Origin of the sequence: Paenibacillus sp. FSL R7-0345, assembly GCF_038595055.1 — a bacterium.
In the GTDB taxonomy this organism is placed as follows: domain Bacteria; phylum Bacillota; class Bacilli; order Paenibacillales; family Paenibacillaceae; genus Paenibacillus_AQ.
Window position 1 is genome coordinate 4,921,329 of the sequence record NZ_CP152002.1, and the last position, 14,843, is coordinate 4,936,171.

At 52.1% G+C, this 14,843-nt stretch carries 12 protein-coding genes; 7 read left to right on the top strand and 5 right to left on the bottom strand.

Annotated elements, in window-relative coordinates; translation table 11 throughout:
- Positions 1–18 precede the first annotated feature (18 nt).
- Positions 19–927 carry an AraC family transcriptional regulator gene (locus tag NST84_RS21375; protein ID WP_342562163.1) on the top strand — a complete coding sequence of 303 codons (909 nt, stop codon included), beginning with the start codon at positions 19–21 and terminating at the stop codon, positions 925–927.
- Entirely contained in the window at positions 924–1,418 is a 495-nt protein-coding gene (locus tag NST84_RS21380) for an LURP-one-related family protein (RefSeq protein ID WP_342562164.1), read from the top strand. Before NST84_RS21375 ends, NST84_RS21380 begins: the two co-directional genes overlap by 4 nt.
- A 103-nt stretch (positions 1,419–1,521) precedes the next feature.
- On the opposite strand, the gene NST84_RS21385 is transcribed toward NST84_RS21380, so the two are convergent.
- Both NST84_RS21385 and NST84_RS21390 read right to left on the bottom strand, forming a co-directional pair.
- A complete protein-coding gene (locus tag NST84_RS21385) occupies positions 1,522–2,973 on the bottom strand; it encodes a 6-phospho-beta-glucosidase (protein WP_342562165.1) in 1,452 nt (483 codons plus the stop codon).
- Between the two features lie 43 nt (positions 2,974–3,016).
- On the bottom strand, positions 3,017–5,611 hold the full coding sequence (locus NST84_RS21390; protein WP_342562166.1) for a glycosylhydrolase-like jelly roll fold domain-containing protein: 2,595 nt from the start codon (positions 5,609–5,611) through the stop codon (positions 3,017–3,019).
- Between the two features lie 130 nt (positions 5,612–5,741).
- Between NST84_RS21390 and NST84_RS21395 the strand changes: the two genes are divergently transcribed.
- Entirely contained in the window at positions 5,742–6,785 is a 1,044-nt protein-coding gene (locus NST84_RS21395; protein ID WP_342562167.1) for an AraC family transcriptional regulator, read from the top strand.
- A gap of 10 nt (positions 6,786–6,795) precedes the next feature.
- On the opposite strand, the gene NST84_RS21400 is transcribed toward NST84_RS21395, so the two are convergent.
- Positions 6,796–8,676: a beta-glucoside-specific PTS transporter subunit IIABC gene (locus NST84_RS21400; protein ID WP_342562168.1), complete on the bottom strand. Its 1,881-nt coding sequence runs from the start codon at positions 8,674–8,676 to the stop codon at positions 6,796–6,798.
- A 792-nt stretch (positions 8,677–9,468) separates the two neighbouring features.
- Between NST84_RS21400 and NST84_RS21405 the strand changes: the two genes are divergently transcribed.
- From NST84_RS21405 to NST84_RS21415, 3 genes are all read left to right on the top strand, one after another.
- Positions 9,469–9,762 (top strand): transposase, encoded by a 294-nt coding sequence (locus NST84_RS21405; protein ID WP_342561736.1) that lies wholly within the window; start codon positions 9,469–9,471, stop codon positions 9,760–9,762.
- Between the two features lie 11 nt (positions 9,763–9,773).
- Positions 9,774–10,646: an IS3 family transposase gene (locus NST84_RS21410; protein ID WP_342566390.1), complete on the top strand. Its 873-nt coding sequence runs from the start codon at positions 9,774–9,776 to the stop codon at positions 10,644–10,646.
- A 452-nt stretch (positions 10,647–11,098) separates the two neighbouring features.
- Positions 11,099–11,650: a hypothetical protein gene (locus NST84_RS21415; protein WP_342562169.1), complete on the top strand. Its 552-nt coding sequence runs from the start codon at positions 11,099–11,101 to the stop codon at positions 11,648–11,650.
- Between the two features lie 207 nt (positions 11,651–11,857).
- Here NST84_RS21415 and NST84_RS21420 read toward each other — a convergent pair whose 3' ends face one another.
- Positions 11,858–12,934, bottom strand: coding sequence for an LCP family protein (locus NST84_RS21420; RefSeq protein WP_342562170.1), 1,077 nt, complete (start codon positions 12,932–12,934; stop codon positions 11,858–11,860).
- A gap of 151 nt (positions 12,935–13,085) precedes the next feature.
- Between NST84_RS21420 and NST84_RS21425 the strand changes: the two genes are divergently transcribed.
- The gene (locus tag NST84_RS21425; protein ID WP_342562171.1) at positions 13,086–14,054 is read left to right on the top strand and encodes a bile acid:sodium symporter family protein; all 969 of its coding nucleotides are present in this window, start codon (positions 13,086–13,088) and stop codon (positions 14,052–14,054) included.
- 29 nt (positions 14,055–14,083) lie between these two features.
- Here the strand turns inward: NST84_RS21425 and NST84_RS21430 are convergent, their stop codons facing one another.
- Positions 14,084–14,647, bottom strand: a complete 564-nt coding sequence (locus tag NST84_RS21430; protein ID WP_342562172.1) for a TetR/AcrR family transcriptional regulator C-terminal domain-containing protein — start codon at positions 14,645–14,647, stop codon at positions 14,084–14,086.
- Between the last annotated feature and the right edge of the window lie 196 nt (positions 14,648–14,843).

A 14,843-nucleotide genomic window follows, 5' to 3' on the forward strand; every position in this document is an offset into this window, starting at 1 on the left:
TACCGGGAGGAACCGCCTATGGCTTCGGCCTTTTTGCCGCCTGAACTCGGCCAGAACATTAGTGAAATCATTATTCCTGACGTCAAAACAACACTGAACTTGTTCGGCATGCATCTGCGGACGGTAAGCGGTGCATGGAGTTATCCAATTCATGCCCACCCGCAGTATGAGTTTAACTATGTGCTGGACGGGGAGCAGCGGATCATCGTCAACAGCCGCAGCTATACGCAGCGTGCCGGGGATCTGGTTCTTTTGCGGCCGGGAGACTCGCACTCCAGCCAGAGCGGCAACGGGCGGCCGTTCACGTATTTTTGTATCCATTTTGATATCGACGATAAAATTCTCATCTCGCTCTTAAGCCGGCTGCATCATGTATTGTTTAAAGCTGACAGCACGATTGCCCATAAGTTAACGCCCTCACTAACCCGGCTGGTCGATATTTCCCGCCAGATTCACGGGGATATCACAATGTCCCAGCGGATGATGCTGCAGTCGGCCGTGTTTGAACTGTTCGGCCAGCTGTGGGAGGCCTTCTCTGTTGAGGCCAACCTGCAGGCTTCTGCCAGCTATGAAAAGGTCGAGCTTGCCCACCAGATCCGCAGCCGCCTGCAAGGTCTTGTCTATCAGCAGTTCAAGCAGGATGCGCAGGATGATAAGACACTTGGCGTCGATGATATCGCGGCAGAGCTGGGCATCAGCTCCTCGCACTGCTACAGGGTATTCCGGCAGGTGTTCGGCCTCTCACCGAGAGAATTCTTATCCCGTCAGATGCTCCATGAAGCCAAGGTGCTGCTGGACGATCCGCGTCTTCCGGTCAGCCACATCTCCGCGATCCTCGGCTACCGGGATATCGCCCACTTCAGCCGCCAGTTCAAAAGATGGTACGGCAAATCACCGCGCGAGTACCGCGAAGGAGGTTCATTATGAGACAGCTATATATGAAGCAGAAGGTATTTAGTCTAAGCGGTAAATTCACAGTGAAGAACCAGCAGGAGCAGGATGTTTATTTTGTAGAGGGCAGCTTTATGCAGATTCCCAAAACGTTCTCCATTATGAATGCCCGAAGAGAAGAAGTCGCACTGATTACGAAAAAGGTGTTCAGCTTCCTGCCGAAGTTTTTTGTCGAGGTGAACGGCCGCGAGGTGCTGACGATCAAGAAGGAATTTTCCTTTTTAAAAGCGCGCTATACGATTGATTCAGCCGGCATTGAGGTGCGCGGCAACTGGTGGGATATGAACTTTCAGGTCTTACAGCACGGTTCCGTCATTGGTGAGGTCAATAAGGAATGGTTCACCTGGGGCGACAGCTACAAGATTCAGATTTTGAATGAACAGATGGAGGCCATCATGATTGCGATTGTTGTGGCGATTGACTGCGTGAAGGCTGATCATGCGGCGGGGGCGGCTTCTACTCAGTAAATACTCTTTTCCGTCCAAAAAACACCTCCAGGAATCTCGCTGTCTAACGACAGGGCCTATTCTCCTGGAGGTGTTTTTATCCTTTCATCCTATGAGGCTTCTCTTAATCCAGCCCATCGGCCAACAAATCCCCGCCGTTACTGGCAATGACCTGCTTATACCAGTGGAAGCTCTTTTTCCGGCTCCGCTGCAGGGTACCGTTGCCGGCGTTGTCCTTGTCGACGTAGATGTAGCCGTAGCGCTTGGCCATTTCGCCGGTTGAGGCGCTGACCAGATCAATCGGGCCCCAGCTGGTGTAGCCGATAATCTCCACGCCGTCCTCAATCGCTTCGCCCATAGCGGCGATATGCTGCTGCAGATAGTCGATCCGGTAGTCGTCGGCTACCTCTCCGCTCGGACCAGATTCATCGGCAGCGCCCAGTCCGTTCTCGACCACAAACAGCGGCTTCTGGTAGCGGTCATACAGCTGATTGGCCGTAATGCGGAAGCCGAGCGGGTCAATCGTCCAGCCCCAGGCTGACTTCTGGAGATACGGATTATCCACTGAGCCGAATACATTGCCGCTGGTCATCCGGCCCAGCACCTCAGGGTCCGTGCTGGAAGTGCGGCTGGCATAATAGCTGAAGCCGATGTAATCCACCGTATTGTGCTTCAGCAGTTCCTCATCGCCCTGCTCCATCTCAACCGTGATTCCGTTATCCCTAAAAAATCTCTTGGCATAGCCGGGATACGCCCCGCGGGACTGAACATCGATGAAGAAGAAGGATTCGCGGTCTTTGTTCATGGCATCCCACACATCCTCCGGATTGCACACATACGGATAAGTTGATCCGGCGGCCAGCATACAGCCTATCTGCGCATCCGGTATAAGCTCATGACAGGCCTTCACCGCCAGCGCGCTCGCCACCAGCTGATGATGGGCCGCCTGATACTGGGTCTGCCGCTTATTCTCCCCCTCACTAAAGACCAGCCCCGCGCCGACAAACGGCAGATGCAGCAGCATGTTAATTTCATTGAAGGTCATCCAGTACTTCACTTTATCCTTATAGCGTGTGAACAGCGTAATGGCGTACCGCTCAAACAACCGCACCAGCTCGCGGCTTCTCCAGCTTCCGTACGTCTGCACCAGATGAACCGGCACATCAAAATGCGCGATTGTTACCACCGGCTGTATCCCGTATTTTAGCAGCTCATCGAACAGATTATCATAGAATTGCAGCCCCGGCTCATTCGGCTCAGCATCATTTCCATTTGGAAAAATACGCGTCCAGGACACCGACACACGCAGCGCCTTGAAGCCCATTTCAGCGAACAGCGCAATATCCTCTTTATAGCTGTGATAAAAGCCGATCGCTTCATGTGACGGATACATCAGCCCCGGCTGCGGCTCAAAAGCCTCCAGCTTTCCACCCATCACAGGCCAGCGCTGCGGCCCGGACGGAATCAGATCCACCGTCGTCAGCCCCTTGCCATCCTCCCGGTAAGCCCCTTCCGTCTGATTGGCCGCAATTGCGCCGCCCCACAGGAAACCCGCGGGAAAAGTATATTTTGACATGATATTATGCTCCTTCTGCATCTGCCTCTGTTTCAATCACTTCCTACCGCAGCATTACCGGACCCAGCAGCCCGGACGGCTCGTGGATCATGTACTGGGACAAGAAGTCCTGCTCCTGCTTGCCAAGGTTATTCGTTACCTCAATTACCAGCCGGTTCTCGCCAACAACCAGCGCGCTGCCTGCATCAAAGATGTACGGCGGGCAGATTTTGACCCCCAGCTGCTGACCGTTAAGCGTAACCTCGGCTACCTCATATACGCGTCCCAGGTCAAGCACGGCATTGGCCGGAGCTGCTTCCTCCAAAATAAACGCCAGCTCATAACGCACCGTTCCCGAAAACCGCGCCTTGCCTTCCACTTTGGAGATATCCTGCAGCGAAACCAGCGTCTGCTCTGCTGAAAAGGACGGATAAGCTGTGGCTGTGGCAAAAGAAACGCTCCATTCTCCACCGATTTCTGCAGCCTCATTTGCCTGCTGCGAATTCTCCCCCTCTTCCTCCCTGCTTTCCAGCACCACAACGGATTCGTACGGATGCAGCACCAGCTGAACCGCAGTTTTACCATCGACCTGCGACTGCGATACCGGCTTAACCTGATTGGAGAAGCCGTCATAGGCCATAACCGGACGATTTCCACTCAGTGTCACAGTCGTTTCAATCACCTTGTAAGGCTCTTCATTGAAGAACATGTACACATCGCCTTCGGCCTGACGGTAATGATAGCTGCGCAGGTACGGCTGATGCTCTGAGGTGTGCACATCGTGATGATTTTCTTTTATCAGCTGAGCCGTAAAATCCTCCAGCCCGCATACCGCCGCCTGCTCCAGCAGAGTGCCGTCCACCTGTTCTCCGAGCTCGTTTCTCACCGGAAGCCCGTCAATGAACTGCACCCGGATACCGGCAACCGTAAACGCCTTAACCCGCTCCAGCAGCTTCTGCGGCAATGCCTCAGCATAAGGGATAACCAGCGCGCTGAACGATTGTCCGTTAATCGTATACGTGCCGCTGCCAAGCTCAGCTTGTGCAATCAGATCGGCCGGAATGACATCGAACTCGATCTGGTGCTGCGCCAGCTCCCTCGCCGGCTTTTGGAACAGCATATAATCGCCCAGCCATTCCGCCTCGGCATGATACAGCAATCCAACATTAGCAACATGCTGCCCCCCGTTCAGCAGATGGCTGACCCGGTTGAGGTAATCAAACAGCACGCTCATGAACCGGTACTGCGGATTATGGCCTCTGGCATCGAGATGCGGAGGGCAGTCGGGGTCCGGGAACTCTTTTGGCGAAAAGGCATGGGGTACAAAATGGGTAACACCCCGCACCAGCATATGGTCGGTAATCCACTTCATCAGCTTGATGCCTTCCGCCCAGCCGTAAGCCCCGTAGACCTCGCACATGGTGCGGTTCCGCTTTTTGGCATCAAGATGACCGAGTGAGGCGCCCATTTTAGCAAGTCCATAGTGGAAAAACTCCCCGTCCCAGCCCTTCGCCGTCATCGATTTGAACGGGCCTTTGTCCATGCCGGGCATAATCTGGTTCAGCACCACGTCGATGCCGGCCATATCCTGCTCCCAGATCGCTCTGAAAAAATGTCCCGCCCCGTAACCGAGCCGCGCATGCGCATTGTTATCCTCGATCAGATGGCCGATATACTCTACGCCGTGCTCCCGGCACCAGGCCGCCAGTGTTCCGGTGAACGCTTCACCGTACATCCGGCTTACAATGTCCATGTATTTGTAGCGGATGGCGTGCTCTGCACCCTCTGCCTCCACGGTTGAGAGCAGCGGCAGCAGCAGCCGTTCCTCACCAGTGAACCTGTCCTGCAGACCTTCCTTCCAAGGCAGCACCATTTCTGCCCGGCCTATCGAGCCGAAGGCCCCGTGCATATTGCCGAACCGCGGCTCATCCGAGAAAAATCCGGCAAACGTCCGGCCAAAATCCGCCGCATAACGGGCATAATGGGATTCGTAGACCTCGTTGATCAGCACCTTTACAGCCTCAGGATCAAGCGGATTCAGATAGCCTTCGGTGTGGGGCTCACCGCCGTGAATGGTCTCAAGCAGGATGAAGATCCGCCAGTCTCCTTCCGGGATGTCCCAGAACAGCACACCGTTATCTTCAAAAGCGCTGACATCAACAAAGCTCGCCGGATCGACGCTGTTCTCGCCAGTTCTCAGGGCTGCAATGATGCTTAGAATTTTGTCGTTAACGGCCTTAGGGGTAGCAGTCAGGCTCATCCGGTTGCCGGGGCTGCCCCATTTTACGAGAAAAGAAGCGTCCTGCAGCGGACCTACGAAATCGAGCTGGTGTATTTTGAGGTATTTTTTGACCAGCTCGGGATGATCGGATTTGATCTTTCCGTTCGCATAGCCTGTAGGAAAGTGGGAGTCGTCCAGCAGCCATACCTTCATATCCCGGCGGCGGGCCTCATCCATAATAATATCCATGTCACGCCACCAGCCCTCACCGCAGAAATCGGGGTGCGGACGGGATTCCACGCAAAGGGCGTGGATGCCGGCCTCCTGGATTTTGGCAACCGATTCTCTTAAAAGCGCCTCCGGCTCTCCATGCAGCCACAGAAAAGGAAGCACATAGTTTTCCTGTTTATTTTCTAAAACCTCAGTAAGTCTCTTCATAAAGGCTCCACTCCTGTCTATTTCGTCTATATATATATCTGTTCGCGCTGGAACACGGATTATTCATTTGACTTACCAAACTTAACTTCATATAGTTAATCTTATCTTTGATCAAAGGGGGACTGCAGCCATGCAGAGAGATGAATTAAGACGGCGGCTGTCCGAGCTGTCGGAGAGCGAGCACCGTCACCGGAAGGACCCTGACAAGGGCCTGCTGATATTCGAGCAAATGAACAGAACCGCAAACATCACCGGAAGTCCGGTGTACATTCTGGATCTGGATCCTTATTCAACCCGGGCGTGGAGAGACTCCAAGTTCCCCGCTAACTCCACCAACTCTTTTCATATCAACCAGATGACGATCCGCCAGCATTCCCGCTACAGTAAAATCCCGATGCATATCCATAACTACGTGGAAATCAATTACGTCTACTCCGGCCAGTGCAAGCAGATTATCGACGGCAAACATGTCACCCTGCGGGAGGGTGATCTGTGCATGCTCGACACCAACGTACCGCATACCATTCTCGAGACGACCGAGGACGATATCATCATCAACCTCATTATGCTGAAGCCGTTCTTTACCACTGGTTTTCTGAGCAGGCTGGCGACAACCGGCATTATTTCCAATTTCATCGTCAATGCGATCTCGCAGATTCATAATCACAACCGCCACATTATTTTTCATACCGGCAATGAAATCTCGTTCAAGGAGACGATGGAGAGCCTGATGTGCGAAACGTTTGATCCGGGCTTCTGCTCCAAGGAGATTATCGAGTCCTATATGGTCATTGTGTTCAGCAAGCTGCTGCAGTCGTTCCAGGGCGGTCAGGACAAGGATTATGGCGATGATGCCGGCAGGGCCAATCTGATCGAAATCCTTAAATATCTGGAGGATCATTACAAAGACGTCACCCTGATTTCCGTAGCCGGGCATTTCAATTTCCATCCCAATTACTTCAGCACCTATCTGAAAAAAGCAACCGGAAGAACGTTCAAGGAGCTTGTGCAGATCCAGCGGATGACCAGCGCCGGCCTCCTCCTGACCAATACTTCGCTGACGGTGGAGGAGGTGGCCGGTGAGGTCGGCTACAACAATCTCGGCTTCTTTTACAAAAAATTCGTGGCTTATTACGGCCAGACGCCGAGCGATTACCGCAAGCAGCACCGGTAGTACAGTTTGATTAGCGGATGCTCAGTACCAGCTCACCTATCTTAACCTCGCTGCTACGGTATGCCTTGAGCTCAACCGATTCATGCTCTGCTGTATTAGTAACAATTACCGGGGTCGTCACCTGGAACTGGTTGTCCCGGATCATGTTCCAGTCGACAATGGCCAGCAGCTGGCCTTTTTGGACACGATCATTCTCCTTGACCTTAAGCTCAAACGGCGCACCCTTCAGCTTAACGGTATTAATCCCCATATGGATCAGTAGCTCCACACCGTCATCTGACACAATCGCAACAGCATGCTTGGAATTCGCCACGGTTACCACCGTACCGTCGAACGGCGCGTAAACTTTATTATCCGCAGGAATGACGGCGTAGCCGCTGCCCATTGCACCGCTTGCAAAGGCTTCGTCCGGCACCTCGCTGAGCGGGATAATCTTACCTTGTATGGAGTTGTAGACCTGGGTTTTTGTACCCGCCCCTGGTGCTGTGCTGCTTGCCCCGGATACTGCCGGCGCTGCCGCTGGAGTCTCCTGCTTGTCCTTGAAGCCGAACAGATAGGTGAGCACGGTTGCGATAACGACGGCCACCGCACTTGCAATGACATAGGCATAGAAGCTGTTGTCGAGCCCTGCAGGATTAATGAACATCGGAGCTGCAAAAATCCCCCCGCCCCCGAAGCCGAACATCTTTGCACTCATCGCCGCAGTAATACCGCCGCCTACAGCCCCGGCAATTCCCGCCATGACAAAAGGCTTTTTGTACGGAAGCGAGATCCCGTAAATCGCCGGCTCTGTTACACCCATGAAGGCGGATATGGCGGCCGGACCGGCAATGCTGCGTACCTTCGCATTTCTTGACTTCAGGAACACCCCGAGCGCCGCACCAACCTGCGCAAATACAGAGGCACTCAGAATCGCATTCACCGGATCATACTGGAGCGTTGTAATATTGTTGATCAGCACCGGGATAAAAGCATAATGCAGGCCGAAGATGACAATCAGCTGCCACAGCCCGCCGAGAACAACACCCGCAACGACCGGACTGAGGTTATAAATCCACATGGTCGCATCTGCCAGCAGACTGCTTGCTTCCGTCAGTACCGGACCTACCAGCAGGAAGGTTAGAATCCCGGTAATCAGAATGGTAAAGAGCGGAACGAAGAACAGCCTCAGTGAGGCGGGAAGTTTGCGCTCGAACCATTTCTCAAGCTTCGCAGCAACCCAGGCAGCCAGAATGATCGGAAACAGTGACGAGGTGTAGCTCGCCAGCACAACCGGAATGCCGGCAAATGTCAGGCTGTCACCCGCATTGTAGGCGGTAATGACCGCCGGATAGACCAGTGCGGCGCCGATGGCTGCCGGGATAAACGGGTTGCCGTTAAATTTCCGGCCGGCCGAGAAGCCGACAATAATCGGCATGAAATAGAACAGCCCGTCTCCGAGCGCATTCAGCAGAATATAAGTGCCGTCTGTTGCCGCCAGCCAGTCCAGTGCAGTGGCCAGACCAAGCATCCCTTTAATAATCCCGGCAGCAGCCAGCAGGCCGATGATCGGTGAGATAATGCCGACGATTACATCGACGAAGCGGTTAAAGGCATTTTTCTTTTTGCCGGGTGGCGCTGCTTCTGCATCATTCGACACGACCGCTCCGCCGAGCTGGTCTGTGACCTCTTTATAGACCTCTTTTACCTTGTTGCCGATGACAACCTGGTATTGGCCTCCGCTTTTGACCACTGTCATAACGCCGTCCAGATTATTGATCGTATCCGTCTGGGCGGCGGATTCATCCTTAAGCGTAAATCGTAACCGGGTGACACAATGCTCCAGGTGGCTGATGTTGCTCCGGCCCCCGACATTCCGGATAATCTCCCGGGCTAAGTTCTGATTGTCCATAGTAGACCCTCCCTGATTCTGAAAAAAAGCGTATAAAGGAACCTTCCGGCAGCTGAAAATAGTCTTTCATTCCAGTATGCCAAACATTCCGGCTTATTGTTCGAAGTGTTATTTTCGTAGAGCGTTTACATTCAATCTTAAACCGGGACCGCCGGGTTAGGCCTTTACCCTTGAATCCCCTTACACGAATATGATAACAAACGTAGACAACGTAGAGTATCGTCAGTTCTTAATGAATGTACTTACCAAACTTAAGATTTGTTGAAGCGGTTGCTGAGGAGCATGGGGAGGCGGCACGGGTGGGGACGGCAAGGTGCGGAGCAGCAGTAGCGCAAGGGTTGACGTATAGGAGGAGTGCAGTAATAGAGTGTGTGGGCCGGCTCGGGGACTGACGTGTGGGTGGAGTGTGGCAGTAGTTGAGAAAAGGCTGAGGCGCGGGGATCGGAGTAACTTATTGGGTTGAGGTGTGCGTGGAGTGTGGCGGTGGAGTGTGGCGGTAGTGTGTGGACGAAGTGGCTGCAAATTATGGAGTATACTACTACAATATCTACCTGCAGCAGCTGAATTCTTGGAGGGCAGGACTCGGCTGTTACGTCGGCTGTTTTAAACACAATAGGTTGTTGTGAATTTAAGTAATAGTAATCCCAGCGTCCGGCTAACGGACTCAGATGCGCTTATTTGCAGCAAAAGGCGTGTTTCTGCAGGCTAACGGACTCCATGAGTGAGACTAATAAGTAGACACGGTAAATCCAACCCAAGATAATAGAATAAACTCTAAAAGAGGTGGTAACCGTGGCGGAACGGAAGCGATATAACAAACAGTTCAAAGAAGAAACGGTGAAGTATATCCAGGAACAAAGAAAATCCATGGACGAGATTGCCCTGGAACTTAATATTCCCAAGGGGACTCTCAAGAGCTGGATGATGACCTACCGGCAGTTCCCCGATGAGCCGTTTGTAGGAAGTGGTAAGCTGCGTACTCAAGAACAACAGATTGTAACGCTAGAACAAAAGAACAAAGATCTCGAAGAGGAAGTCGCTATCCTAAAAAAAGCGTTGCACATCTTCAGCAAAGACCGGAGCTGAAATTTCAGTTTATTGAGGAGCACCGCTCAACATTCCGGATCGAGAAGATGTGCAGCGTACTCGGTGTATCCCGAAGTGGATATTACAAATGGCGGACAGCCCCTCCTAGTAAACGGAAGCAGAGCCGGGACTATCTGGTCGAGCGTATCAAGTACCACTTTCATGACAATGATGCGATTTATGGCAGTCCAAAAATCACCAGAAAACTGCATGAAGAAGGACTCTCGGTTGGTGAAAAAACCGTAGGTAGACTCATGCGGGCACATGAGCTCCGCTCCCAGGCAATGGGAAGATTTAAAGTCCAAACCACAGATTCAAACCATGACTCCCCCATTGCTCCGAATTGGCTAAACCAACATTTTGATGTGTGCACAAAACCTAACCAAGTTTGGGTTACAGATATTACCTATATCCGTACGCGCCAAGGCACGGTCTATTTAGCGAGTGTTCTTGACTTGTATACGCGTAAAATTGTGGGTTGGCAGCTCGGAAACCGAATGAAAGTAGAGTTGGTTTCTGCGGCGCTAGACAAGGCCTACGCAGCCCAGAAACCGGACAAGGGAGTCATTCACCATTCGGACCGGGGAAGCCAGTACGCCTCCGTAGAATACCGCAAGAAGTTAAAAGAGTACCATATGATTCGCAGTATGAGTCGCAGGGGAAACTGCTACGACAATGCGTGCATTGAATCGTTCCACAGCATTCTTAAGCGAGAAATGATTTACCGTAGGGCGACCTTCCAAACTCAGAAAGAAGCTGCAAACCATCTGTTCCGTTATATTGAGTTCTTTTACAACCGGAAACGAATACACAGTAAGCTAGGCTATCTCTCCCCGGATCGCTTTGAGTCACAGTATTACAGCACACTTAAACGTGCCAACTGACCCTTTTTACCGTGTCCACTCTGTTGACTTAAGCACATTCGGTCCGTTAGCCTGATTAAACGGTCTGATTTCCTTAAATAACGGCTCTGGTGTCCGTTAGAAATAGTAGAAGTTACTGAAGGACAGGGTTCAAGGTTACGGGGTTACGGGGTTACGGGGTTACGGGGTTACGGGGTTACGGGGTTACGGGGTTACGGGGTTACGGGGTTACGGGGTTACGGGGTTACGGGGTTACGGGGTTACGGGGTTACGGGGTTACGGGGTTACGGGGTTACGGGGTTACGGGGTTACGGGGTTACGGGGTTACGGGGTTACGGGGTTACGGGGTTACGGGGTTACGGGGTTACGGGGTTACGGGGTACACGAGTTATCCACACTACAACGCTCCTGCCTGCAACCTTTCCTGCGCCGCAGCCGTCTGATAAGCATAATAAAAACGGAGATGATTCCTAATGCGCAGAGCAGCCCTGCTAGCTCTTTTTATATTGTTATTCCTGCCAGCCCGCAGCTCCTTTGCCTTATCCTGCGCTGAACTGCCGACAGCTGAAAAAGCGTATGCCTATTACGATGGCATCGTGATCGGCCATGTCGATAAGGTATCCACGAGCGCTGACGGGGCATCCAATGAGCTTCAAATTACAGTCAGCCACAGTTTTAAAACGATAACAGAGCGGACGCTGGTCTTAAAAGAAAACAGCACCTGGGGCGCTCTTAACGGCCCAAGTAAGGCCGGCGAAGATTATCTTTTCTATCTGAAACAGACTGACAGCGGGTGGGAAAATCCGTTATGCTCGCCTTCCGCCAAGGTAAGCAGTGATTCTGTTACGCCCGATTTTCTGAAGGATAAGGAGATTGAGCTGCAGCCTCTTCCCTCCCCGGAACCTGCAGACAGCGGTAATCTGGCGGAAAATACCCCCATCGATGCCTGGACCATTGGCGGGCTTATTGTAATCGGCATATTTACCGGGATAACCATCGTCCGGCACCACCGCAAAAAGGGCTAAACACCGTTCCGCCAAACAGCGCAGTATAATCCTCTATTAACAGTAAAAACGCCACCATGCCGGTTTCGCTTACAAAGAAGCGAATTATCCGGAATAAGTGGCGTTTTATTAAAATAAACAAGGTACGTGCTGTAGCGTGCATAATACGTTAGGATTAATCCCGTTCCATAGACTTTAATATCTGTCAGGGTCAATCCTTTTACACAGCTAATTCACAAGCCCGAAATCATGCTTCAGCTCCGAGGTGTCCAGTGCAGGCAGGCCAAGCGGACTGCGCAGCTTCTCCAGCTTCTCCAGCAGATCCTCTTCGTTCGCATAGACGTATGGGCTCTTCCATTCCGATTCCAGAGTGATCAGTTCACTTGCAGCCGGCTTCATGTTGTTGTAATTCATAATCCAGCTGACCAGCTGGTCTTTGGGAATATCCGTCCGGATATTATCGCCCAGAATATCAATAATGTCTCCCCACTTGGCAATACCGCTGACGGAATCCAGCTTGTCCAGAATCTGATTCAGCACTTTCTGCTGCCGTTCATTACGGGAGAAATCGGAGGATTCCGCGGTTCCGCGGTTCGACTTGCGGTAGCGGACGTAATCGAGCACTTCTTTGCCGCTCAGATGCTGCATCCCTTTTTTGAGATTGATATTGGTGCCATCGGCATTATCCACATAACGCATATCCATCTCCACATCGATATCCAGCCCGCCCAGCTCATCGACAATGCTGCTGAAGGCCGCAAAATTAACAAGAACCATATGATCTAGGTCCATTTGCAGCAGATCACCGAAGTATTCCCTCGTCTTGCTCAAATCCTCGCCTTTGTTATGCGCATAATAATAAGCATAGTAATAGTTCGCCTTATGTGTACCAAGCTCGCTGCTGGTAAGCTTCATATCCCGGGGAATAGACAGAATGGACAGACGCCGGGAAGCAGGTTCATAGACAACCGGCATAATGACATCCGTATTCATCGTCCCGCCGCTGCCGCTTCTGTTGTCCACACCGGCCAGCAGAAACGTAAGCGGCTTGTTCTTATCTTCGTCTTCAGCAGCCGGGGTCTCCGTAGCCGCCGGGGCAGGGGATGCCGAACCGGCCGTTTCACCCGGAACAGAGCCCGACGCCGAAATCTGGTCAAGCGCCCGTTCGGCCTTAAAATACAGTGTTCCGGCATATACAGCGCCGGCAATCAGACATGTGCCGAGCACAGCAGACGTGCTGATCAGCAAAGTGCGTTTGCGGGCTTTGCTGCGCTGTGCTTTCTTTCTCTTGCTCCGTTGATCCATTCCCTTCCTCCTGCTTGCTATGTATTAACTGTTATTAGTTGTAAACTAGTATACCATAGGCTGGCAAAGGTGCTCAAAAACATAGTGTCACATGCATCAGGCGGCAAAAGGTGTATAATAGGAAGAACTTACGGAAAAAGGATGTCATGACATGCTTCTTAAACTGAACCGTGTGCTCAACCGGATGATGCCGCTGATTACCCCGGTTAGCGTGCTTGCGGGAGTGCTCTGCGGAAGTGCGCTTACCCCTTATACCTACTTGTCCCCCTGGCTGTTTGCCTTTATGACATTTGCCGGTAGCATCAGCCTCGGCGTCAGGGATTTCGTAAATGTAATCAAAAAGCCGCTGCCCTTGTTCGTCTGTCTGTTTATTCTGCACATTGCGATGCCGCTGGTCGCTTTCGGTCTTGGAAATCTGCTGTATTATACCGACCAATTTACGATTACCGGCCTGGTGCTGGCCGCTGTCATCCCGACCGGGGTCAGCAGCTTTATCTGGGTGAGCATTTATAAAGGCAATACTGCCCTTACACTAACCATTATTCTGATCGATACCCTGCTGGCACCGTTTATCGTCCCGGGCGTACTGTCCGTGCTCATCGGCACGAATGTGGAGCTGGATACCTGGGCGATGATGAGCAGCCTGTTCTGGATGATTGTTGTTCCTTCGCTGCTTGGAATGGCGCTTAATGAATGGAGCAAGGGGGCGGTCGCTCCCGTCTGGAGCCCGCGGCTGAATCCCTTCTCCAAGCTGTTCATGGCAGCCGTCATTATGATTAACGGTTCGGTCATTTCGCCGTATCTGGCCAACATTGACCTCAAACTGGTCGGCCTGGCTGCTGTTATCGTGTTCATGGCTTCTACCGGCTATGTTCTCTGCTTCCTGACCGCCAGGGTGCTGCGCTGGAATGAGGCTGACGAGGTCGCATTGATTTTTAACGGAGGCATGCGTAATATCAGCGCAGGTGCTGTGCTCGCCGTATCCTATTTCCCGGCTCCGGTTGCTGTGCCTGTCGTTCTCGGCATGGTATTCCAGCAGGTGCTTGCTTCGCTGGCCGGGTTCATTCTCGGCCGGCGCTCCAAGGCCAGCCATCCGGCAGACCGGACTTCAGCGGCCTAACCGCCGCTTCCGGACCTGCCCTGCGGCGGCTATCGCGAGCGCAGCAGGGTAATTTGTCTGGCCATATACGCAGGGGTGTAAGGCATATCTCTGCGCAGCCACTTGACGATCGTGCCAATTAGCGCTGCTGAACCGTACCAGATTGCAATATCCCGCTCTACCTCAAGCTCCGGATTCCCCCCTTGGCGCACTAGCCGTGTCGTGATCATCTCCTCGATCATTTTTACCAGCCTGTCCGTAAAAATCGTGCTTTGTCTGAAGGTTAATGTCACCTTGTACAGCCGCGCGTTGGCCTCAATATGCTTCAGCAGACTTTCGAGCAGCGGCCATTCCTCCCCCGAAGCCTGCTCGGGATGGTTGCTTACCACCTTATAAATATCCTCCACCATCTCATCCGCCATTTTCTCCAGCATGTCGGGCAGGTCCCGGTAATGCAGATAAAAGGTTACCCGGTTAATCCCCGCCCGTTCAGCAATGCGGTTTACCGAGATTTTCTCAATCTCCATCTCCTCCAGCAGTTCAACCAGCGCATTCTTCAGTAATTGACGCGTACGCAGTACGCGGGGATCCAACCTTTGCATTTCTTTATCCATTCTGCTTTCTCCACTCCTTCAACTAAAAAACTAAACTACAATTTTCTTAAAAATGTCTCTTTTTATCAAGTTAGGCTACAGTCAGTAGCAGACCGTCAATTACTTTACATTTTTTCTGAAAAAGTCGCTTGATTACATGAAAATTTCAACTATAATGTGTTTTATGACTTGTAAACTATACAACACATTGTAAATT

Excerpts from the sequence above, each read along its gene's own strand:
- NST84_RS21420 (WP_342562170.1), bottom strand. The coding sequence starts at position 12,934 with ATGGATCAACGGAGCAAGAGAAAGAAAGCACAGCGCAGCAAAGCCCGC.
- NST84_RS21430 (WP_342562172.1), bottom strand. The coding sequence starts at position 14,647 with ATGGATAAAGAAATGCAAAGGTTGGATCCCCGCGTACTGCGTACGCGT.
- NST84_RS21425 (WP_342562171.1), top strand. The coding sequence starts at position 13,086 with ATGCTTCTTAAACTGAACCGTGTGCTCAACCGGATGATGCCGCTGATT.
- NST84_RS21380 (WP_342562164.1), top strand. The coding sequence starts at position 924 with ATGAGACAGCTATATATGAAGCAGAAGGTATTTAGTCTAAGCGGTAAA.
- NST84_RS21385 (WP_342562165.1), bottom strand. The coding sequence starts at position 2,973 with ATGTCAAAATATACTTTTCCCGCGGGTTTCCTGTGGGGCGGCGCAATT.
- NST84_RS21400 (WP_342562168.1), bottom strand. The coding sequence starts at position 8,676 with ATGGACAATCAGAACTTAGCCCGGGAGATTATCCGGAATGTCGGGGGC.
- NST84_RS21375 (WP_342562163.1), top strand. The coding sequence starts at position 19 with ATGGCTTCGGCCTTTTTGCCGCCTGAACTCGGCCAGAACATTAGTGAA.
- NST84_RS21415 (WP_342562169.1), top strand. The coding sequence starts at position 11,099 with ATGCGCAGAGCAGCCCTGCTAGCTCTTTTTATATTGTTATTCCTGCCA.
- NST84_RS21390 (WP_342562166.1), bottom strand. The coding sequence starts at position 5,611 with ATGAAGAGACTTACTGAGGTTTTAGAAAATAAACAGGAAAACTATGTG.
- NST84_RS21395 (WP_342562167.1), top strand. The coding sequence starts at position 5,742 with ATGCAGAGAGATGAATTAAGACGGCGGCTGTCCGAGCTGTCGGAGAGC.